Below are 13907 nucleotides of genomic sequence, written 5' to 3'. Positions count from 1 at the left end.
GATGGAAGGTTCCATAGCCAACCGCGCCCGGCGTCCGCGCGCCAAGCAGATGGAAGTTGGGACACTTGAAACCAATCTGCGCTTGATGCGGCCGCCACGCGAGCCAACGCAATCGTCACCCTTCCACCAGCTCGTCATCATCCTGACGACGCGAAAATGGTTCTTGCTTGCCATGGCCCTTCTGGGCGGCATTCTGGCCGGACTGGCAGGCTTCACCCGCCCGGTGCTGTTCGAGGCAACGACCCAGGTCATTATCGATGCCCCGAGCAGCAGTGCTTCGGGCGGCGTGGCATCCGCCCAGGACTCGCTGGAATCGAACATCGATGATCATCTGACGATGCTCTCCTCGCAAGGCCACCTGCGTCGGGTCCTGGCAGCACTGCGCAAAGCCCAACCAGTCGACGGTAACGGAAAGACCGTCGTCAATGCCGTCCCGCCCGCGGCTGGCTCGTTCCTCATCGATCTCCTGAACAGGGCCTGGAGACAGGATAACACGGTGGCGGAAAATCCGGACGCAGCGGACGCGCCCGAGCTGAAGGCGCTACGCAACGGAATCAGGGTCGGACAAGAGCTGCGATCGCGCGTCATCACCATCGGCTTCACCGATCCAAGTCCGGCGCGTGCGGCACTTGTCGCGAACACGTTTGCCCAGGTCTACATTCAAGATCTGGTACAAAAAAGCCGGGCATCGGATCAGGTTCATCTGGATTCGATAGTCGCCAGCCTTCCGCAAGTACAAAGGGATCTTGTCGAAGCGACAGATCGGCTGGAGACATACCGGCTCACGCATGGCGCCGTCGATCAGACTGCGGCCAACAACGCAGCCAGTGAGACAGCGGAACTCGGCCGGCAGATATTCCTATCGAGAGCCAGTCTTTCCGCGTCGGAAGCGCGCCTTCGCCGTATTGAGGACCTGCGCAAGGCGGGCGCCCCGGTCACGGCCATCGCTGAAGAAATCGGGTCGCCCGTGTTGACGGACCTGGTGACACGCCAGTCGGGTGCCGCCGCCGACGGCGATCTGCGCAACGCGATCGCCCGCGAAATGGAGCAAAGCCTTGCCCGAATCGCTGCCGAGGCAAATGTCTACCGGTCCCAGGCTACGGCTCTTGAAAGTCGCAAGGCGATGCTCGACGCGGCCGTGGCCGACACGGCGAGCCAACTTTCGGGGCTGCGTTCCCTTGAACCTAGGGTAGCCATCGTGACGCAGCATTACAACGAACTCCTGAGCCGGCAGCAGGATCTGATACGTCGCATCGCCGCTCCTTCGCCAGGCGTAGCGGTCCTTTCGACCGCCTGGCCGCCGTCGACCCCCGTGACATTGTCGCCGATTTTCCTGATTCCCCCCGGCATGGTCGTCTTTGGTCTCATGGGGGCGGTCATTGTCCTGGTCCGCAACGGTTTCAACCAAACCTTGCGCAGTGAAGCCGAAGCCGAGGCCGAGCTTGGGGTCCCGTGCGTAGGACTGCTTCCCAGGGTTGCGGGACTTAATGCCAGAAAGCTGCGGCATCTGGTTCTGAGCCAGCAGAACTTGCCGTTCAGCCGCGCCGTGACTTCGCTGCTCGTCACTGCGGCGCCAACTCAGGGGAAGGGGCAGCCGCCGCATATCATTCTCGTGACGTCCAGCATCCAAGACGATGCCAAAACCGAGTTGGCATGGAGCCTGGCGCTGGCGGCAACGCGGCTGGGAGGAAGAGTGCTTTTCCTCGATCTCGATCGCAAGGATGTACGGCTCACGAACGGGTTTCGTGGTGAATTCAGCACCGACAAGGCCCGGAACTCCTTCGGCGACTATGTGAATGAACGTTGCGTGCTGAAGGATGCAATTACGAGGATGCCGGAAATCGGTATCGACCTCATGGCCGCTCCAGCACCTTCCGATGATCTCCTGACCCTTCTGTCCACCGTCGACAAATGCCAGTTCACCGAGGAGCTGCGTTCGGCCTACGACGTGGTCATCATGAACGGTCCCCTGGGCCTCGGGGGGCCTGAAACCAGGCTGCTTAAGCGCTGGGCCGATTCGGTGCTTTTTGCCGTTCGCTGGGCAAGGACGAGGCGCAGCATTGCCCGTGGTGCTCTGGATGCAATAGGGACCGGCGGATCCGCCACCGTTCCAGTAGGGAGTGTGCTCACCCGGGTGAACCTGAAGAGGCTAGCCGGCTCCAGGCTCGGAGACAACGCCGATCTTCTGTTGGAGAGGGTTTGAAGATGCGTGTGCGATCTTCAACAGAAGCTCCAGGGAGCGATCGCGCCCCTAAATCGAGCCAGCTACACGATGATCATTGAATTTTTCGGACCTCCAGGATCCGGCAAAACAACCTTCGCACATGCGCTTGCGCAGCAGCTGCGCGGGAAAGGCTATCACGCCAAGGTCGCTCTCAGCTACAAGCCAAGCACCAGGGCCGCCAAATATGATCTCGGAATCTTTCTGTTCATATCACGGATCGTATCGGCGATATTTTCAACAGCCAGAATACTGCTTTTTTCGGCAGGGCGAGCCGATGATATTTCCAATTCCTTTGCAATGGTGAGGATGATACCGCCAAGAAACCGAATTTGGCGCGCGCGAATCTGGCGATACATCCTGCACCTTTCGCGTTGCTGGAAGTCTGCTGAGCAATCGCCCGAAATTATAATTTTCGATCAAGGATATGTTCAAGCGATTGGTTCGCTTGCGATGTTTAATGGGAGCACCAACCCCAGAGCGCTGGAAAAGGCGCTCAGCCTCGCACCGGCGGCCGATCTCACCGTCAGGCTCTTGGTGCCAGCTGCGGTCGTGGAAAGTCGCCTTCGTCGGCGGATGGAGCTTGAGCCGCCGGCGGAACGGATTTTCGAGGCCGACTTGAACGTGAACATGCGCTCGTTCGCCGTTTTTGAAGCGATGCATGACCTCCTGACAACATCTGGCCGGGAAATCATCTCCGTCGAAAACACCGATGGTCCATCGACCTTTAAAAGTATTTGTCGGATTGAGAGACAAATACTTTCTACATTGTCGCGCTTCGATAGGGCGGTCGGCGAAAAGCAAATTGAGTTGCCGGCTCATCGCGCAGATGTAACTGGTTCAGCAACCGCACCGCCGCGCAACAAGGACATGGGCTCGCGGCTCGCTTGGGCAAGCATATTCGCCTTGCTGATCTATATTGGTGGCGCTGGTTTGACCAGTCTTGCCCAGTTGGCAATTGCACGCCTTATCGGACCTCACAACTACGGCATCTATTCCTACGTTCAGGCTTGGACGTCAGTGCTCGCCTATCTGGCAACGCTTGGTTTTAATGTATCATTGTTGCGTTTCCTCCCGGCCTATAGGGCCAGTGGCAGGCTTGATCTAGCCCGCGGGGTGATAAGATTTGCGCTGCAGAGATCGCTGATAGCGGCAACCTTGTTCGGGATGATCGGCGCTGCGTCCGTCCTGTTCCTTTCAGATCCAACGGAAAGAGGGCTTGAGACAAGCATCGTGCTCGGCATGATGGCTGTGCCCTTGGTTACGGCCTATGCTCTCGGAGCCACGCTTGTGCGTGCTTTCGGCGGCGTTGTCTCGGCGTTGTTGCCGGAGCGCATCATGCGGGACGGACTCCTGCTCGTGTTGGTAGCGCTCCTGGCATTGTCGGGATTTCGAACAGTGGATGCGCCCTCGGTGACGATGGCGGTGCTTGTGAGTTCCGCTTTCACAGCGGCGCTGGTGTTCATCATCGCGAGGAGGTTTGAACCACCCGGCCTGGGACACGCCAAGCCAAGTTATGCCTCGAGGGAATGGTGGCTTGCCGTCCCCCCGCTCATGCTCATCACTGGGCTCGATGTTTTCGTCAGTCGGGCAGGAGTCCTGGTTTTGGGCTGGACAAGCCATATTGCTGAAGCGGGTATTTTCGCGCTGGCCTTGAATGTCGCGATGCTCGTGGGCCTGTCCCGTATCGCCGTGGCAACCATGTTTTCGCCAACAGCAGCCGATCTCTACGTCAGAGGCGATCGCAGAGGCCTACAACAGCTGTTCGCGCGCGCAACCCTGCTTTCTGCTGGCGGTGCCATCCTGGTGGCCGTCCCAATGATGGTGATAGTCGAGCCGTTCTTGAGCTATTTCGGTGAGGGTTATAGCGCGGGAGCGCCGATCGCACGGGTTCTGATTTTGGGATATGTCTTTGTCGCGCTGTGCGGGCCCCAACAGAATCTCCTGACCATGACTGGAAATGAATGGGCTGCGGCAACGACGATGGTAGCGGGTGCTGTGGCCAATATAATTGCCTGTGCAGCCGGAGTTGCGGTGTACGGCCTGCTTGGCGCTGCGGTGGGTGTGGCACTTGCACTGAGCATCTGGAGCATTGCCATGGCCGTTTATATCCGCAAGCGACTGAAAATCATGCCAGGCTTGGTTTTTGCCTTGCTGTCGATGAGGCCGAGCGCGGTCGATGCCCGTCAATGGCATTGGTTCTTGAGGGCGAGCAAATGAGACCACTGTTTTCGCTACGGTGATCGCCGTCGTTCGGGCAGGAAGTCACGAAGCCCGGATCGCACAAAGGCCATAGGGCTGCGCAGACGCTTCGGCGTATACCTGTTCCGGACACCCGCGTCCCCGCGGGCAGCCGATACTTTGCGGGCGGTGTCCGTCATTTGAAGGATGCATCAGTTTCGGAGGTGCACCACGGTGTGCTCACAATCTGCGGAGCATCCATGGAACAAGCCCGAATGGCGAGCGCCTCGGCGCCTGCAGTGCGCCGTCGCTCGGAGAGATCGACGCCTGTCGAGCGCAGCCAACGCGAAACCCTCACCCAGGTCCAGGTCCTGCGCGCCCTCGCGGCTAGTTCGGTCGCGCTGCGACACGCCCAGCATGATGCGGCCACCCTGGAATTACAGGCCGGCCGCACCTTTCAGAGCTGGAATCCGATACCATGGAGCGCTGGAGTCGATATTTTCTTCGTGATTTCCGGGCTTATCATGGTGCATACGTCGCGACAGCTGTTCGCAAAGCCCGGGGGCGCGCGTCTCTTCATTTCCCGCCGGATCGCGCGAATTGTCCCGCTATATTGGGCGCTCACCTCGCTCTACATTGCGGTAGCGGTGGCCGCCCCAAATCTTCTCAACCAGAGCTACGTCGATTTCAGGTTTGTAGTCGAATCCTACTTATTCGTTCCGGCCAGTCGCCCTGACGGCGTCGTTCAGCCGGTCTACGAGTTGGGTTGGACGCTCAATTATGAGATGCTGTTTTACGTGCTGTTCACGGCGACGATCGTGCTGCCCATGCGGTGGGCAGTTACGGTCCTGCTCACGATCCTGGTTGGGATGGTGCTCTTGGGCGCTCTTGCGGCTCCTTTGCCAGAGCCTTGGGGTTTCTGGACCAATCCGATCATCCTCGAATTCGCTTTCGGCGCGATGATCGGGGTCATGTGCGCCTCGGGCCTGCGGCCTTCCGGCCCAATCAGGGCCTGTATGGCCGCAACGGGACTGGGTGCCCTGATGCTTGCGGCGGCGTTTCCTGATATCTCGGCCGGCTTTGGTCGCTCTGTTGTGTATGGCATCCCGGCGTCTCTAATTGTTTGGAGTGCTGCCTTGGCACCCCCGGGTAAACTGAGGCATGACAGCCTGGCGGCGAGGTGGGCCGCTGGCGTTGGCGATGCGTCATACGCTCTTTACCTCATGCATCCATTCGTGATCCGCGCCATGCGCATATTGTTCTGGCGTACAGGCTTGATCTTTGTGCTCGGCCCGTGGGCCTTCATCGGTTCCGCCTTGGCGATCACCCTGGGCGTGGCATTTATCATCCACCGTCTGTTCGAGAAGCCGCTCACCCGCTATGCGCGGCGCCTTTTGGGGGTCGGGCACGGCACAGGACGGCAGCTTGGGTCCCTTCCATTGCCGGCGTATCCCAAGACAGATTGAAGGCGAGCCGCGACCCTGCCACACCAAGGAAATGCCGCTGTTGTGCTCACTATGCCGTTGCCGTAAGGCCGGTTGGTCGCACCTGTCCGACGGGGCATGCATGGAATTCCCGATACCATTCCACGAAACGTTGCACGCCGTCCTCCAGTGTTGTCGCCGGTGCGAAGCCAACGGCGCGGCGGAGGTCCCTGACATCGGCGCGGGTTTCCAGGACGTCACCTGGTGGTAAAGGTACGTTGACGCGAAGGGCGCGGCGACCAAGGGCCGTCTCGATGAGCGCGATCAGATGGTTGATTTCTTCCGGCCGATCATTGCCGATATTGTAGAGCCTATATGGCGCCGAACTGGTGGCAGGATCGGCAGCGCGACCGTCCCAACCGGGATCCTGACACGGTGGTTTGGCGAGCACGCGAACAACCCCCTCTACGATGTCGTCGATATAGGTGAAATCCCGCCATACGCGCCCGGCATTGGCGATTTCGATCGTTCGGCCCTCGGCGATGGCATGGGTGAAAGTATAGACTGCCATGTCGGGCCTGCCCCAGGGGCCATAGACGGTGAAGAAGCGCAGTCCGGTTACGGGGAAGCCGAACAGATGGCTGTAGGAATGCGCCATGCATTCGTTGGCGGCCTTGGTGGCGGCGTAGAAGCTCACCGGATGATTGGCACCATGATGCTCGGAAAAGGGTATGCGTCGATTGGCGCCATATACGGAGCTCGACGAGGCATAAACGAGATGGCTAACGCCCGCGTGTCGGCAGCCCTCCAGAACGTTGAGAAATGCGACTATGTTTGACTCCACATAGGCATGCGGGTCGACGAGCGAATGACGCACCCCGGCCTGGGCGGCCAGATGCACGAAGTGCGATGGCTGGAATTCGCAGAACAGCGCTTTCACCAGCGACCGTTCCGCCAGGTCGAAGCGCTTCGGCGTGAACCTCGGCTCGGCGCAGAGCCGTGTAAATCGCGCCTCCTTCAGCTTCAGGTCGTAGTAAGGCGTGAAGTTGTCGACGCCGATGACCTCGGCGCCGAGCCGCAAAAGGCGTGACGCAACATGAAATCCGATGAACCCAGCGGCGCCCGTGACGATGATCGGCCCCGTGTGCGTAAGGTTCGACGCAGCACCATCCTGCAGCGCGTGAACGATATCCGCCAGCTTGTTGACCTTCGAATCTGCTTCGGCCATGGCAAGTCACTCCCGTTTCCAGGTTCCGCGTTCCGCGCTATCTCGGCAGCGCTTGAACGATCGGAAATGGCGCCGCCGGCCTTGTGATCTACGCGACAGCGCGCTCAATGCGGGCCGCCGCTGTCTGAATCAAAGCGGATGCAGACAGCAGTCGATTTCTCATGGCAAAACCGAAATGCGCCCCAAAAGAGCCACTAGTTCCGCCTGACGCCTCGTGTCGGTCTTGGCGAACAGCGAGGCGAGCTGAGAGCGAATAGTCGTGCGACTGAGATGCCAGCTACGGGCGATCTCCAGGGGCGCGTCGCCATGGGCGAGGCGTAGCGCCAACTGCGTTTCCGCGCTGGTCAAACCGAACATCCTTTGCAACGTGCGAGGGTTGGCCGCCGATTTGTTATCCCGGTCCAGCAATGCGACGACGGTTGTCCCGTCCGGTGTAACGACGCCCGTCTCGTTCATGGTCACCGGCCTGTCGCCTCTGCTGTGGATCACTACCCATGAGAGTGAGCCCGGCTGGAGGTGGACCGGAACATTCGCGACCAGCCGCCTCAACCCGGCAGCAAGCTCGACGGCTGTATCAGTTGCTTCGCCCTGGCGTGCGAGGGTGTCCCGAGCGGCAGCGTTCCATTCTATTACTTTCTTGTCTCGGTCCAGGACGAGATAGCCGCAACCCATACGATCAAGCATGCCGGTGATGGATTCCAGGCTGCGTCGTCGAGATCCGCCGACCCTTGCGTCCGGTCGGTCCACAAGGCTTATCGGCCTTTCGTGGCGGGTATCGTTCAATACAATGTATTGCCTGCCTGCAAGCGCATCGTTTCGCGTTTCAATCAGTGTCATCGCTTCCACCCAACCCATTGCTACTGACGCAAATCAAATCTGATGAAGTTGCTGCTTCAACTTGAATTTCCACATACTGCGAGAAATCTGCGAATGGTTTTTTCGCAGCGTCTCTTGGATATATCTTTCTGAAGAGCGCTCCTGACACCATGATTTTATTCGCCGGCAAAGTCATGGCAATCGGGCATTGGGATTAGGTGCCACCCCTTCGGCCTAGTCTCGACGGACTAGACCGAAAGTTGTAGTCTTTGCGCATGGGTTCGGACCTGCGCTGGCTCAAATCGAATGTGTCGAGCACTACGTGGGCTCATCTAGCTTCGCTTTTGGTGTTTGCAGCATCGATAGCATTCGAGGCGATAGGTACGGTATATGGCGGCCAGCCGTTGCCGCTTGTTGCGTTTATCCCCATAACCGTTGTCATCGTGTATCTTGAGGGCCGTTTTGTTGCCATCGCAGCAACGCTTCTGATGGCGGTCGCCGGCTTGTGGATGCGACACCTGTTGGACGGTCACCTCACTGGTCGAGACTGGACCGGGGCCGTCTTCCTTCTGGGTTCGGGTAGCCTGATCGCAACCGTGTTCCACCGCCTGCGACAAGATCTGCACGGCGCGCTCAGGGTGGCAGAAGCGAGGCTCGCTGCCATCGATGCTGCCGCCTTGGGCTTTGCTAATACCAATCGCCATGGCGAACTGCTGCAGTCGAACAGACGGCTTTTGGAGATGACCGGCTACGCGCACAAGGAACTTGCCCAACTGGAGCTGGAGGAACTCATTTTCCCCGACGATCGAGGTACTGTGCGGAAACTTTTGCAAGATTTGGGCAATGGGACCGCGTCGGCGACGGATATCCGCGTTTTGCGCAAGGATGGCACGGCATTTTGGGCTCACCTGGCCCTGTCTTCGTCGCGGCCGGACGAGGCGCCAAATGAGAGCGTATTCGTGGTGGTTGACGATATTTCCGAGCGACAAGCGGCACGCGAGGCCCTTCGGGCTCAGAAGGAATGGCTCGATCTCGCCGTATCTGCCGGGCGCCTGGGCACATGGCAAATAGACATTGAGGATGGGACAGTCGCCGGCTCCGGCAAGTTCTGGGACATCCTTGGTCTGCCTCCGGCCCCAGTCCGCCGCTTGGAAGAACTCTCGGCCGTAATCCATCCCGTCGACTGGCCGAAGTTGTCCGCCTCGGCAAAGCCTTCATCGGCATTGAACTTTGACGTCGAGATTCGCGTCCGGCAAGTGGATGGTCACACACGCTGGATTGCATTGCGTGGACGGCAGGAAGAGCACGGCGACCGCAAAATGCGCATCGGGGTGGCGGCGGATCTGACCGAACGTCGACAAACAACTTTGCTTCGCGCCGCCGTAAAGAGACGCGAGCGCATAATGCGCGAAGAGCGCCATCGGTTCAGCAATGTGTTTCCAGTGATTAGAGCTCTGGTCAACATGATCGATATTCCCGACAATGATGTTGCCAAATACAAGGAGATGTTGATCGATTGGATTCGAACACTGGAGGCGACCCATCGCATCCTTTCTCGTCATGCCAACCTGTCAGGGATGCTCCATGAACTCGTGGACCGGGAATTGCAGCCCTTCAAGGAGACACGCGACATTACGATCAGTGGACCTTCCCTCACTGTGCCAAGCGGCGCCGCCGAGGGCTTGGCGATGATCCTTCACGAGTTGACGACAAACTCGGTGAAACATGGTGCGCTGGGTGACCCAAATGGCAAGGTCGAAGTTAAGTGGCGATTTGCATCCGAGGACGAAGGTGACGACCTCGTGTTCGATTGGGTGGAATCGGGCCGACGGAAGAGTTCAAAAGTCGTACGCCGCGGGTTCGGGTCACTGATAATCGGTGTGGACAGCACGCCGCTTGTCGGGCATTCCCCGAATATGGAAATAACCGAAGATGGCGTTCGATATTCGCTGCGTGTATCGCGCAAAGAAATTGAGGAATTTGGATTGCAATAGAGCCCCTACAAGTCGAAGCCGAATTGGCCAATTAACCGATGGTGTGGGCCCTTTGCTGCGATTTCCTGCAAGCAAACTCGGGCCGGTTCGAGGGGCATACGTCAACTCGCCTGTCTCGTCAGCCAGCTTTGGAGCAACACAGCTGCTTCGGTACGGTTTCTAACCCCAAGCTCACGCAGCACGGCTGCGGCATGGATTTTCGTTGTCGCCTCGGCAATGTCCAGATTACGGGCAATCTCCTTATTCGAGTACCCCTCTGCCATCAGCTTGAGGACGTCCTTCTGTCTAGACGTCAGCCTAGCGACGTCGCCCGAGCCCTCGTGCCGGCGGCTGGGATTTTGAACCGGAGGTGGGGGGGCATGCGATCTCTGGTCGGCAGACGTTCGAGATAGCAGAGATGGCACATAGATCCGGCCAGCGAGGATTTCGTTTACAGCCAGCACGACTTCTTCGTCGCTCTGCGATTTGACGATATACCCGTGAAGTCCGATCGAAAGCGCGGTCAGTATCTCCGAGCGGGAATCATCCCCGGAAACGATCGCAAAGCGAGTGTCAGGATAGGCAGCCATAAAGTCGCTGAGCACTTCCTGATGGAACAGCCCAGGCATGTTCAGATCGAGGATCGCAAGATCGATGGACGCCTGCTCCTCTAGAAGATTGACCGCGGCATCGAAACACGAAGCTTCGAATATTTCGGCGCTTGGAATTCCAGCCATGAGTGCCAGCCGGAGACCACGCCGATATAAGCCGTGATCGTCGGCAATGACGATCCGAGCCATGCAACTACCCCAACGCGTTACTCGGTTCCCGACGAGAAAACCCGCTGGAACCTCCCATTCGCCTATGATCGACAATCCGTGGTGGTCCTAAATGGCGGCCATCCACTGGTCAACGCATCACAGTGATGTCCGCAGCGTCCCATCCACGCACATCCAGAACGTCTAATATAATACTAAATTGCGAAGCTCATCCATAGATTTTTAACCCTGGCGTGCGGTGCCTGTCCGCAAAACGATGCCGGTTTCCCATCTCTGGGTCCAAGCCAGCTGTTCAGGACCATCGTAATCATGTGGCATCTGTTATGTCGCCACCCGCTGTCGCCGGACCTGTAGGCCGGTCCGGCCCTGGCGGATCGCAGCTTTCTTGAAAGCAACTGTTTTCGTTTTATCGGCGTCATGATCAGTGCCCAATCGCGCTTCTGTAGGCTGTTGATCTCGTGGCCATCTAATACCTTGAACGTTTTGAATCCCTACCATTCGAATGCACGACGACAGCCGCCCCGGCTGTCACATACCTTTTCGCATATGATGTTCGGATTGCCGCCGAGGTTTGGCCGGATTTGAGGGTGTGCCCTGGCCGGACAATGGAACACCGATCCCGAACAAAGCCAACTGCAGATCAGGAGGATCGAATGAAAGCGGTGATTCAATGTGGTGGGATGGGTACGCGCCTTCGACCGTTTACATCGGTCCTGCCGAAACCATTAATGCCGATAGGGGCCAGGCCTGTTCTTGAGTTGCTTTTGAAGTGGCTGCGGCGCAACGGCATTGAAGAGGTATATATTACGACAGGGTATCTAGGACATTTGATCCGGAGCGTCTGCGGCGACGGATCGCAATGGAACTTGAAGATCAAATATACCCAGGAAATGGAGCCACTCGGCACCGTCGGACCTCTCTCTCTGATTAGGGATGAACTGAACGAAACATTTGTCGTTCTGAACGGCGATGTCCTCACAGATCTAAGCCTGAGCCGGTTTGTAGCCGCGCACCGCTTGCATAGGGATCCCGTTACGATCGCCACGGCGTGCCGTCATATCAAGATGGACTTCGGGGTCATCGACGAGATCGACAATACCGTCCAGCTCTTCCGGGAAAAGCCGACGCTTTCCCATCTCGTCAGCATGGGGATTTACTGCATGAACCCAGATGTCCTGCGGTTCATTCCGTCCGGGATCCCATTTGGGTTCGATGACCTGATGCTGCAGATGATGCAGGGCGGCACGACCGTGCATGTTTACAAGCATGACGGTCTTTGGCTCGACATCGGTCGTGTCGATGACTTCCAGAATGCACAGGCAATTGCCTGGGAAGATCAGTCGTCCTCAATCGAGGTCGCGGCTGCCGCTGCAGCCGCATGAAAGTCTGATGCAGAGGTCTAGCCACTAACAAGGCTTTCAGGAGGTCAAGATGCTCTTGGTGAGCGCCCCGATCCTAGGCGTGCCAGAGAAGGCAGCCCTGTCGCAGGTGATTGATAGCGGCTGGCTTACGATGGGGGACAGGGTACGAGAGTTCGAACAGGCCTTTGCCAGCATGCATGGCGCGCGAGATTGCGTCGCGGTTGGTTCCTGCACCGCAGCGCTCCATCTTCTCCTCCATGCTTTGGGCATCGGCCCTGGCGACGAAGTACTGGTTCCTTCGCTGACGTTCGTGGCGACGGCGAATGCGGTGCTGTATGTAGGGGCGACGCCGGTCTTCGTCGACATCGAGTCCGTCGACGTGCCGTTGATCTCGGTTGCGGAAGCCGAAGCGCGGTGCACGACGCGCACGAAAGCGGTCATTCTCGTTCACTTCGCCGGGTATCTCGCCGATCGGGAACAATGGCAGCGGTTCGCCCGGCTTCGCGGGCTGCATATCATCGAGGACGCTGCGCACGCGCCCGGGCTTAGGGAAGTCGGGACCTTCGGCGCCGCGGCCGCGTTCAGCTTCTATGGCAACAAGAACATGACAACGGCCGAAGGGGGCGCCGTGATTGCACGTGACCCCGATCTGCTCGACAGGGTTCGCCTGGCCCGCGGGCACGGAATGACCACGGGGACGCATCAGCGGCTGAACAGTCGTACGCCGCAATATGATGTCACGATGCTTGGGTTCAACTACCGAATGGACGAGATGCGAGCGGCAATAGGCCTGGTTCAGCTGCAGAACCTGCAAGAGTGGAACGAAATCAGGCGTATCATAGCTGTCTTGTACCGACGCCTGATCGCGGACCGTTGCCCAGCTATTGTCATTCCATTCAGCGAACCCCGGACGTCGGCTTACCACATCATGCCGATCGTCCTGCCGCGCTACGTGAGCCGGCAGGATGTCATCGACGAGTTGCGGACACAGGGCATACAAACCACCATCCACTACCCGCCGGTGCACCAAATGACGTTCTACCGCGAGCGCCTTCCCGGCGTGAGTTTGCCCCACACAGAGGATTTCGCTCAGCGAGAGCTCACAATTCCGCTGCACCCCCAGGTCACTTCCGCCGCCGCCGAATCAGTCGTGGCTGCCCTGGCAGCCGCGCTCAAAACAGGCGCGCTCAAAGCAGGCGCCCAAAGAGGAACTGCTGCATGAATGCGTTAGACCCTGCCTTTCACCGGATGTTCGTTCCAAATCCTGATCACGGCTTTGCGAGACGCGCAATCGATCTTGCGGTGGCGGGCATCGCTACCGTCGCATTGGCGCCATTGATGCTGCTGATCGCCGGAGCGCTTCTGCTCGAGGGCGGTGGCTCGATCTTGTTCGCTCAGACCCGCATCGGGGCCGGCGGCCGAACCTTCCGCATGTACAAATTTCGCAAATTCGGTGTGAACTGCGGCTCTCAAGGCCTTGCGCTGACGGTCGTGGGCGATACACGCATGACCACCGTTGGCCGCTTTCTCGCAGCGACGAAGCTGGACGAATTACCGCAGCTGTGGAATGTCCTCAAAGGCGAAATGGCGATCGTCGGTCCACGACCCGAGAGCCTAGCTTTCGCCGATTGTTTCCGGGGCGAGCTTAGGGCCGTGCTGCAATACAAGCCAGGCCTGCTGGGTCCAGCCCAGGTCGTTTTTCGGCACGAAGCACATTACTTCCCCCAATCCGTGGATCCGATCGTGTTCTACCGGGAGGTCATGTTCCCCGCCAAGGCAACACTGGACCTCTCATATTATCCGCGACGCACCATCGTCTCCGACCTCGCGTGGATGGTGCGGGGAGTGCTGGCAGTGGTCGGTTGGGTTCCGGTACCGCCGATCGACGTTTGAATATCCAAGGGAAGCGTTCCAAACAGCCAAG

General features: G+C 58.7%; 10 protein-coding genes. 7 read left to right on the top strand and 3 right to left on the bottom strand.

What is annotated here, in order from left to right:
• Position 1 precedes the first annotated feature (1 nt).
• From NKJ80_RS10265 to NKJ80_RS10255, 3 genes are all read left to right on the top strand, one after another.
• Entirely contained in the window at positions 2-2203 is a 2202-nt protein-coding gene (locus NKJ80_RS10265; protein WP_352497521.1) for a GumC family protein, read from the top strand.
• Between the two features lie 69 nt (positions 2204-2272).
• On the top strand, positions 2273-4441 hold the full coding sequence (locus NKJ80_RS10260) for a polysaccharide biosynthesis C-terminal domain-containing protein (RefSeq protein WP_352497520.1): 2169 nt from the start codon (positions 2273-2275) through the stop codon (positions 4439-4441).
• A gap of 221 nt (positions 4442-4662) precedes the next feature.
• On the top strand, positions 4663-5868 hold the full coding sequence (locus NKJ80_RS10255; RefSeq protein ID WP_352497519.1) for an acyltransferase family protein: 1206 nt from the start codon (positions 4663-4665) through the stop codon (positions 5866-5868).
• 49 nt (positions 5869-5917) lie between these two features.
• Here the strand turns inward: NKJ80_RS10255 and NKJ80_RS10250 are convergent, their stop codons facing one another.
• Both NKJ80_RS10250 and NKJ80_RS10245 read right to left on the bottom strand, forming a co-directional pair.
• Positions 5918-7054, bottom strand: a complete 1137-nt coding sequence (locus NKJ80_RS10250; protein ID WP_352497518.1) for an NAD-dependent epimerase/dehydratase family protein — start codon at positions 7052-7054, stop codon at positions 5918-5920.
• Between the two features lie 159 nt (positions 7055-7213).
• Positions 7214-7891, bottom strand: a complete 678-nt coding sequence (locus NKJ80_RS10245; RefSeq protein WP_023689781.1) for a helix-turn-helix transcriptional regulator — start codon at positions 7889-7891, stop codon at positions 7214-7216.
• A 254-nt stretch (positions 7892-8145) separates the two neighbouring features.
• Here NKJ80_RS10245 and NKJ80_RS10240 point away from each other — a divergent pair, with 254 nt between their 5' ends.
• A complete protein-coding gene (locus NKJ80_RS10240; protein WP_352497517.1) occupies positions 8146-9864 on the top strand; it encodes a sensor histidine kinase in 1719 nt (572 codons plus the stop codon).
• A 101-nt stretch (positions 9865-9965) separates the two neighbouring features.
• Here the strand turns inward: NKJ80_RS10240 and NKJ80_RS10235 are convergent, their stop codons facing one another.
• Positions 9966-10643 (bottom strand): LuxR C-terminal-related transcriptional regulator, encoded by a 678-nt coding sequence (locus tag NKJ80_RS10235; protein ID WP_023670902.1) that lies wholly within the window; start codon positions 10641-10643, stop codon positions 9966-9968.
• A gap of 632 nt (positions 10644-11275) precedes the next feature.
• Between NKJ80_RS10235 and NKJ80_RS10230 the strand changes: the two genes are divergently transcribed.
• From NKJ80_RS10230 to NKJ80_RS10220, 3 genes are read left to right on the top strand one after another with little or no spacing between them, the layout of a single operon-like run.
• Positions 11276-12004: a nucleotidyltransferase family protein gene (locus NKJ80_RS10230; RefSeq protein WP_023681041.1), complete on the top strand. Its 729-nt coding sequence runs from the start codon at positions 11276-11278 to the stop codon at positions 12002-12004.
• Positions 12005-12053: 49 nt separating this feature from the next.
• A complete protein-coding gene (locus tag NKJ80_RS10225; protein ID WP_023689783.1) occupies positions 12054-13205 on the top strand; it encodes a DegT/DnrJ/EryC1/StrS family aminotransferase in 1152 nt (383 codons plus the stop codon).
• Complete coding sequence (locus NKJ80_RS10220) at positions 13202-13876, top strand: sugar transferase (RefSeq protein WP_023681043.1); 675 nt, start codon at positions 13202-13204, stop codon at positions 13874-13876. Before NKJ80_RS10225 ends, NKJ80_RS10220 begins: the two co-directional genes overlap by 4 nt.
• The last annotated feature ends 31 nt before the right edge of the window (positions 13877-13907 follow it).

It is taken from the genome of Mesorhizobium sp. M0030, from assembly GCF_040323695.1.
Taxonomy (GTDB): Bacteria; Pseudomonadota; Alphaproteobacteria; order Rhizobiales; family Rhizobiaceae; genus Mesorhizobium.
The sequence above is the reverse complement of the archived record's forward strand: the minus strand, read 5'-3'. Positions and strand labels throughout refer to the sequence as shown.

Coding starts and splice junctions, on each gene's coding strand:
- NKJ80_RS10265 (WP_352497521.1), top strand. CDS start 2: ATGGAAGGTTCCATAGCCAACCGCGCCCGGCGTCCGCGCGCCAAGCAG.
- NKJ80_RS10260 (WP_352497520.1), top strand. CDS start 2,273: ATGATCATTGAATTTTTCGGACCTCCAGGATCCGGCAAAACAACCTTC.
- NKJ80_RS10255 (WP_352497519.1), top strand. CDS start 4,663: ATGGAACAAGCCCGAATGGCGAGCGCCTCGGCGCCTGCAGTGCGCCGT.
- NKJ80_RS10250 (WP_352497518.1), bottom strand. CDS start 7,054: ATGGCCGAAGCAGATTCGAAGGTCAACAAGCTGGCGGATATCGTTCAC.
- NKJ80_RS10245 (WP_023689781.1), bottom strand. CDS start 7,891: ATGACACTGATTGAAACGCGAAACGATGCGCTTGCAGGCAGGCAATAC.
- NKJ80_RS10240 (WP_352497517.1), top strand. CDS start 8,146: ATGGGTTCGGACCTGCGCTGGCTCAAATCGAATGTGTCGAGCACTACG.
- NKJ80_RS10235 (WP_023670902.1), bottom strand. CDS start 10,643: ATGGCTCGGATCGTCATTGCCGACGATCACGGCTTATATCGGCGTGGT.
- NKJ80_RS10230 (WP_023681041.1), top strand. CDS start 11,276: ATGAAAGCGGTGATTCAATGTGGTGGGATGGGTACGCGCCTTCGACCG.
- NKJ80_RS10225 (WP_023689783.1), top strand. CDS start 12,054: ATGCTCTTGGTGAGCGCCCCGATCCTAGGCGTGCCAGAGAAGGCAGCC.
- NKJ80_RS10220 (WP_023681043.1), top strand. CDS start 13,202: ATGAATGCGTTAGACCCTGCCTTTCACCGGATGTTCGTTCCAAATCCT.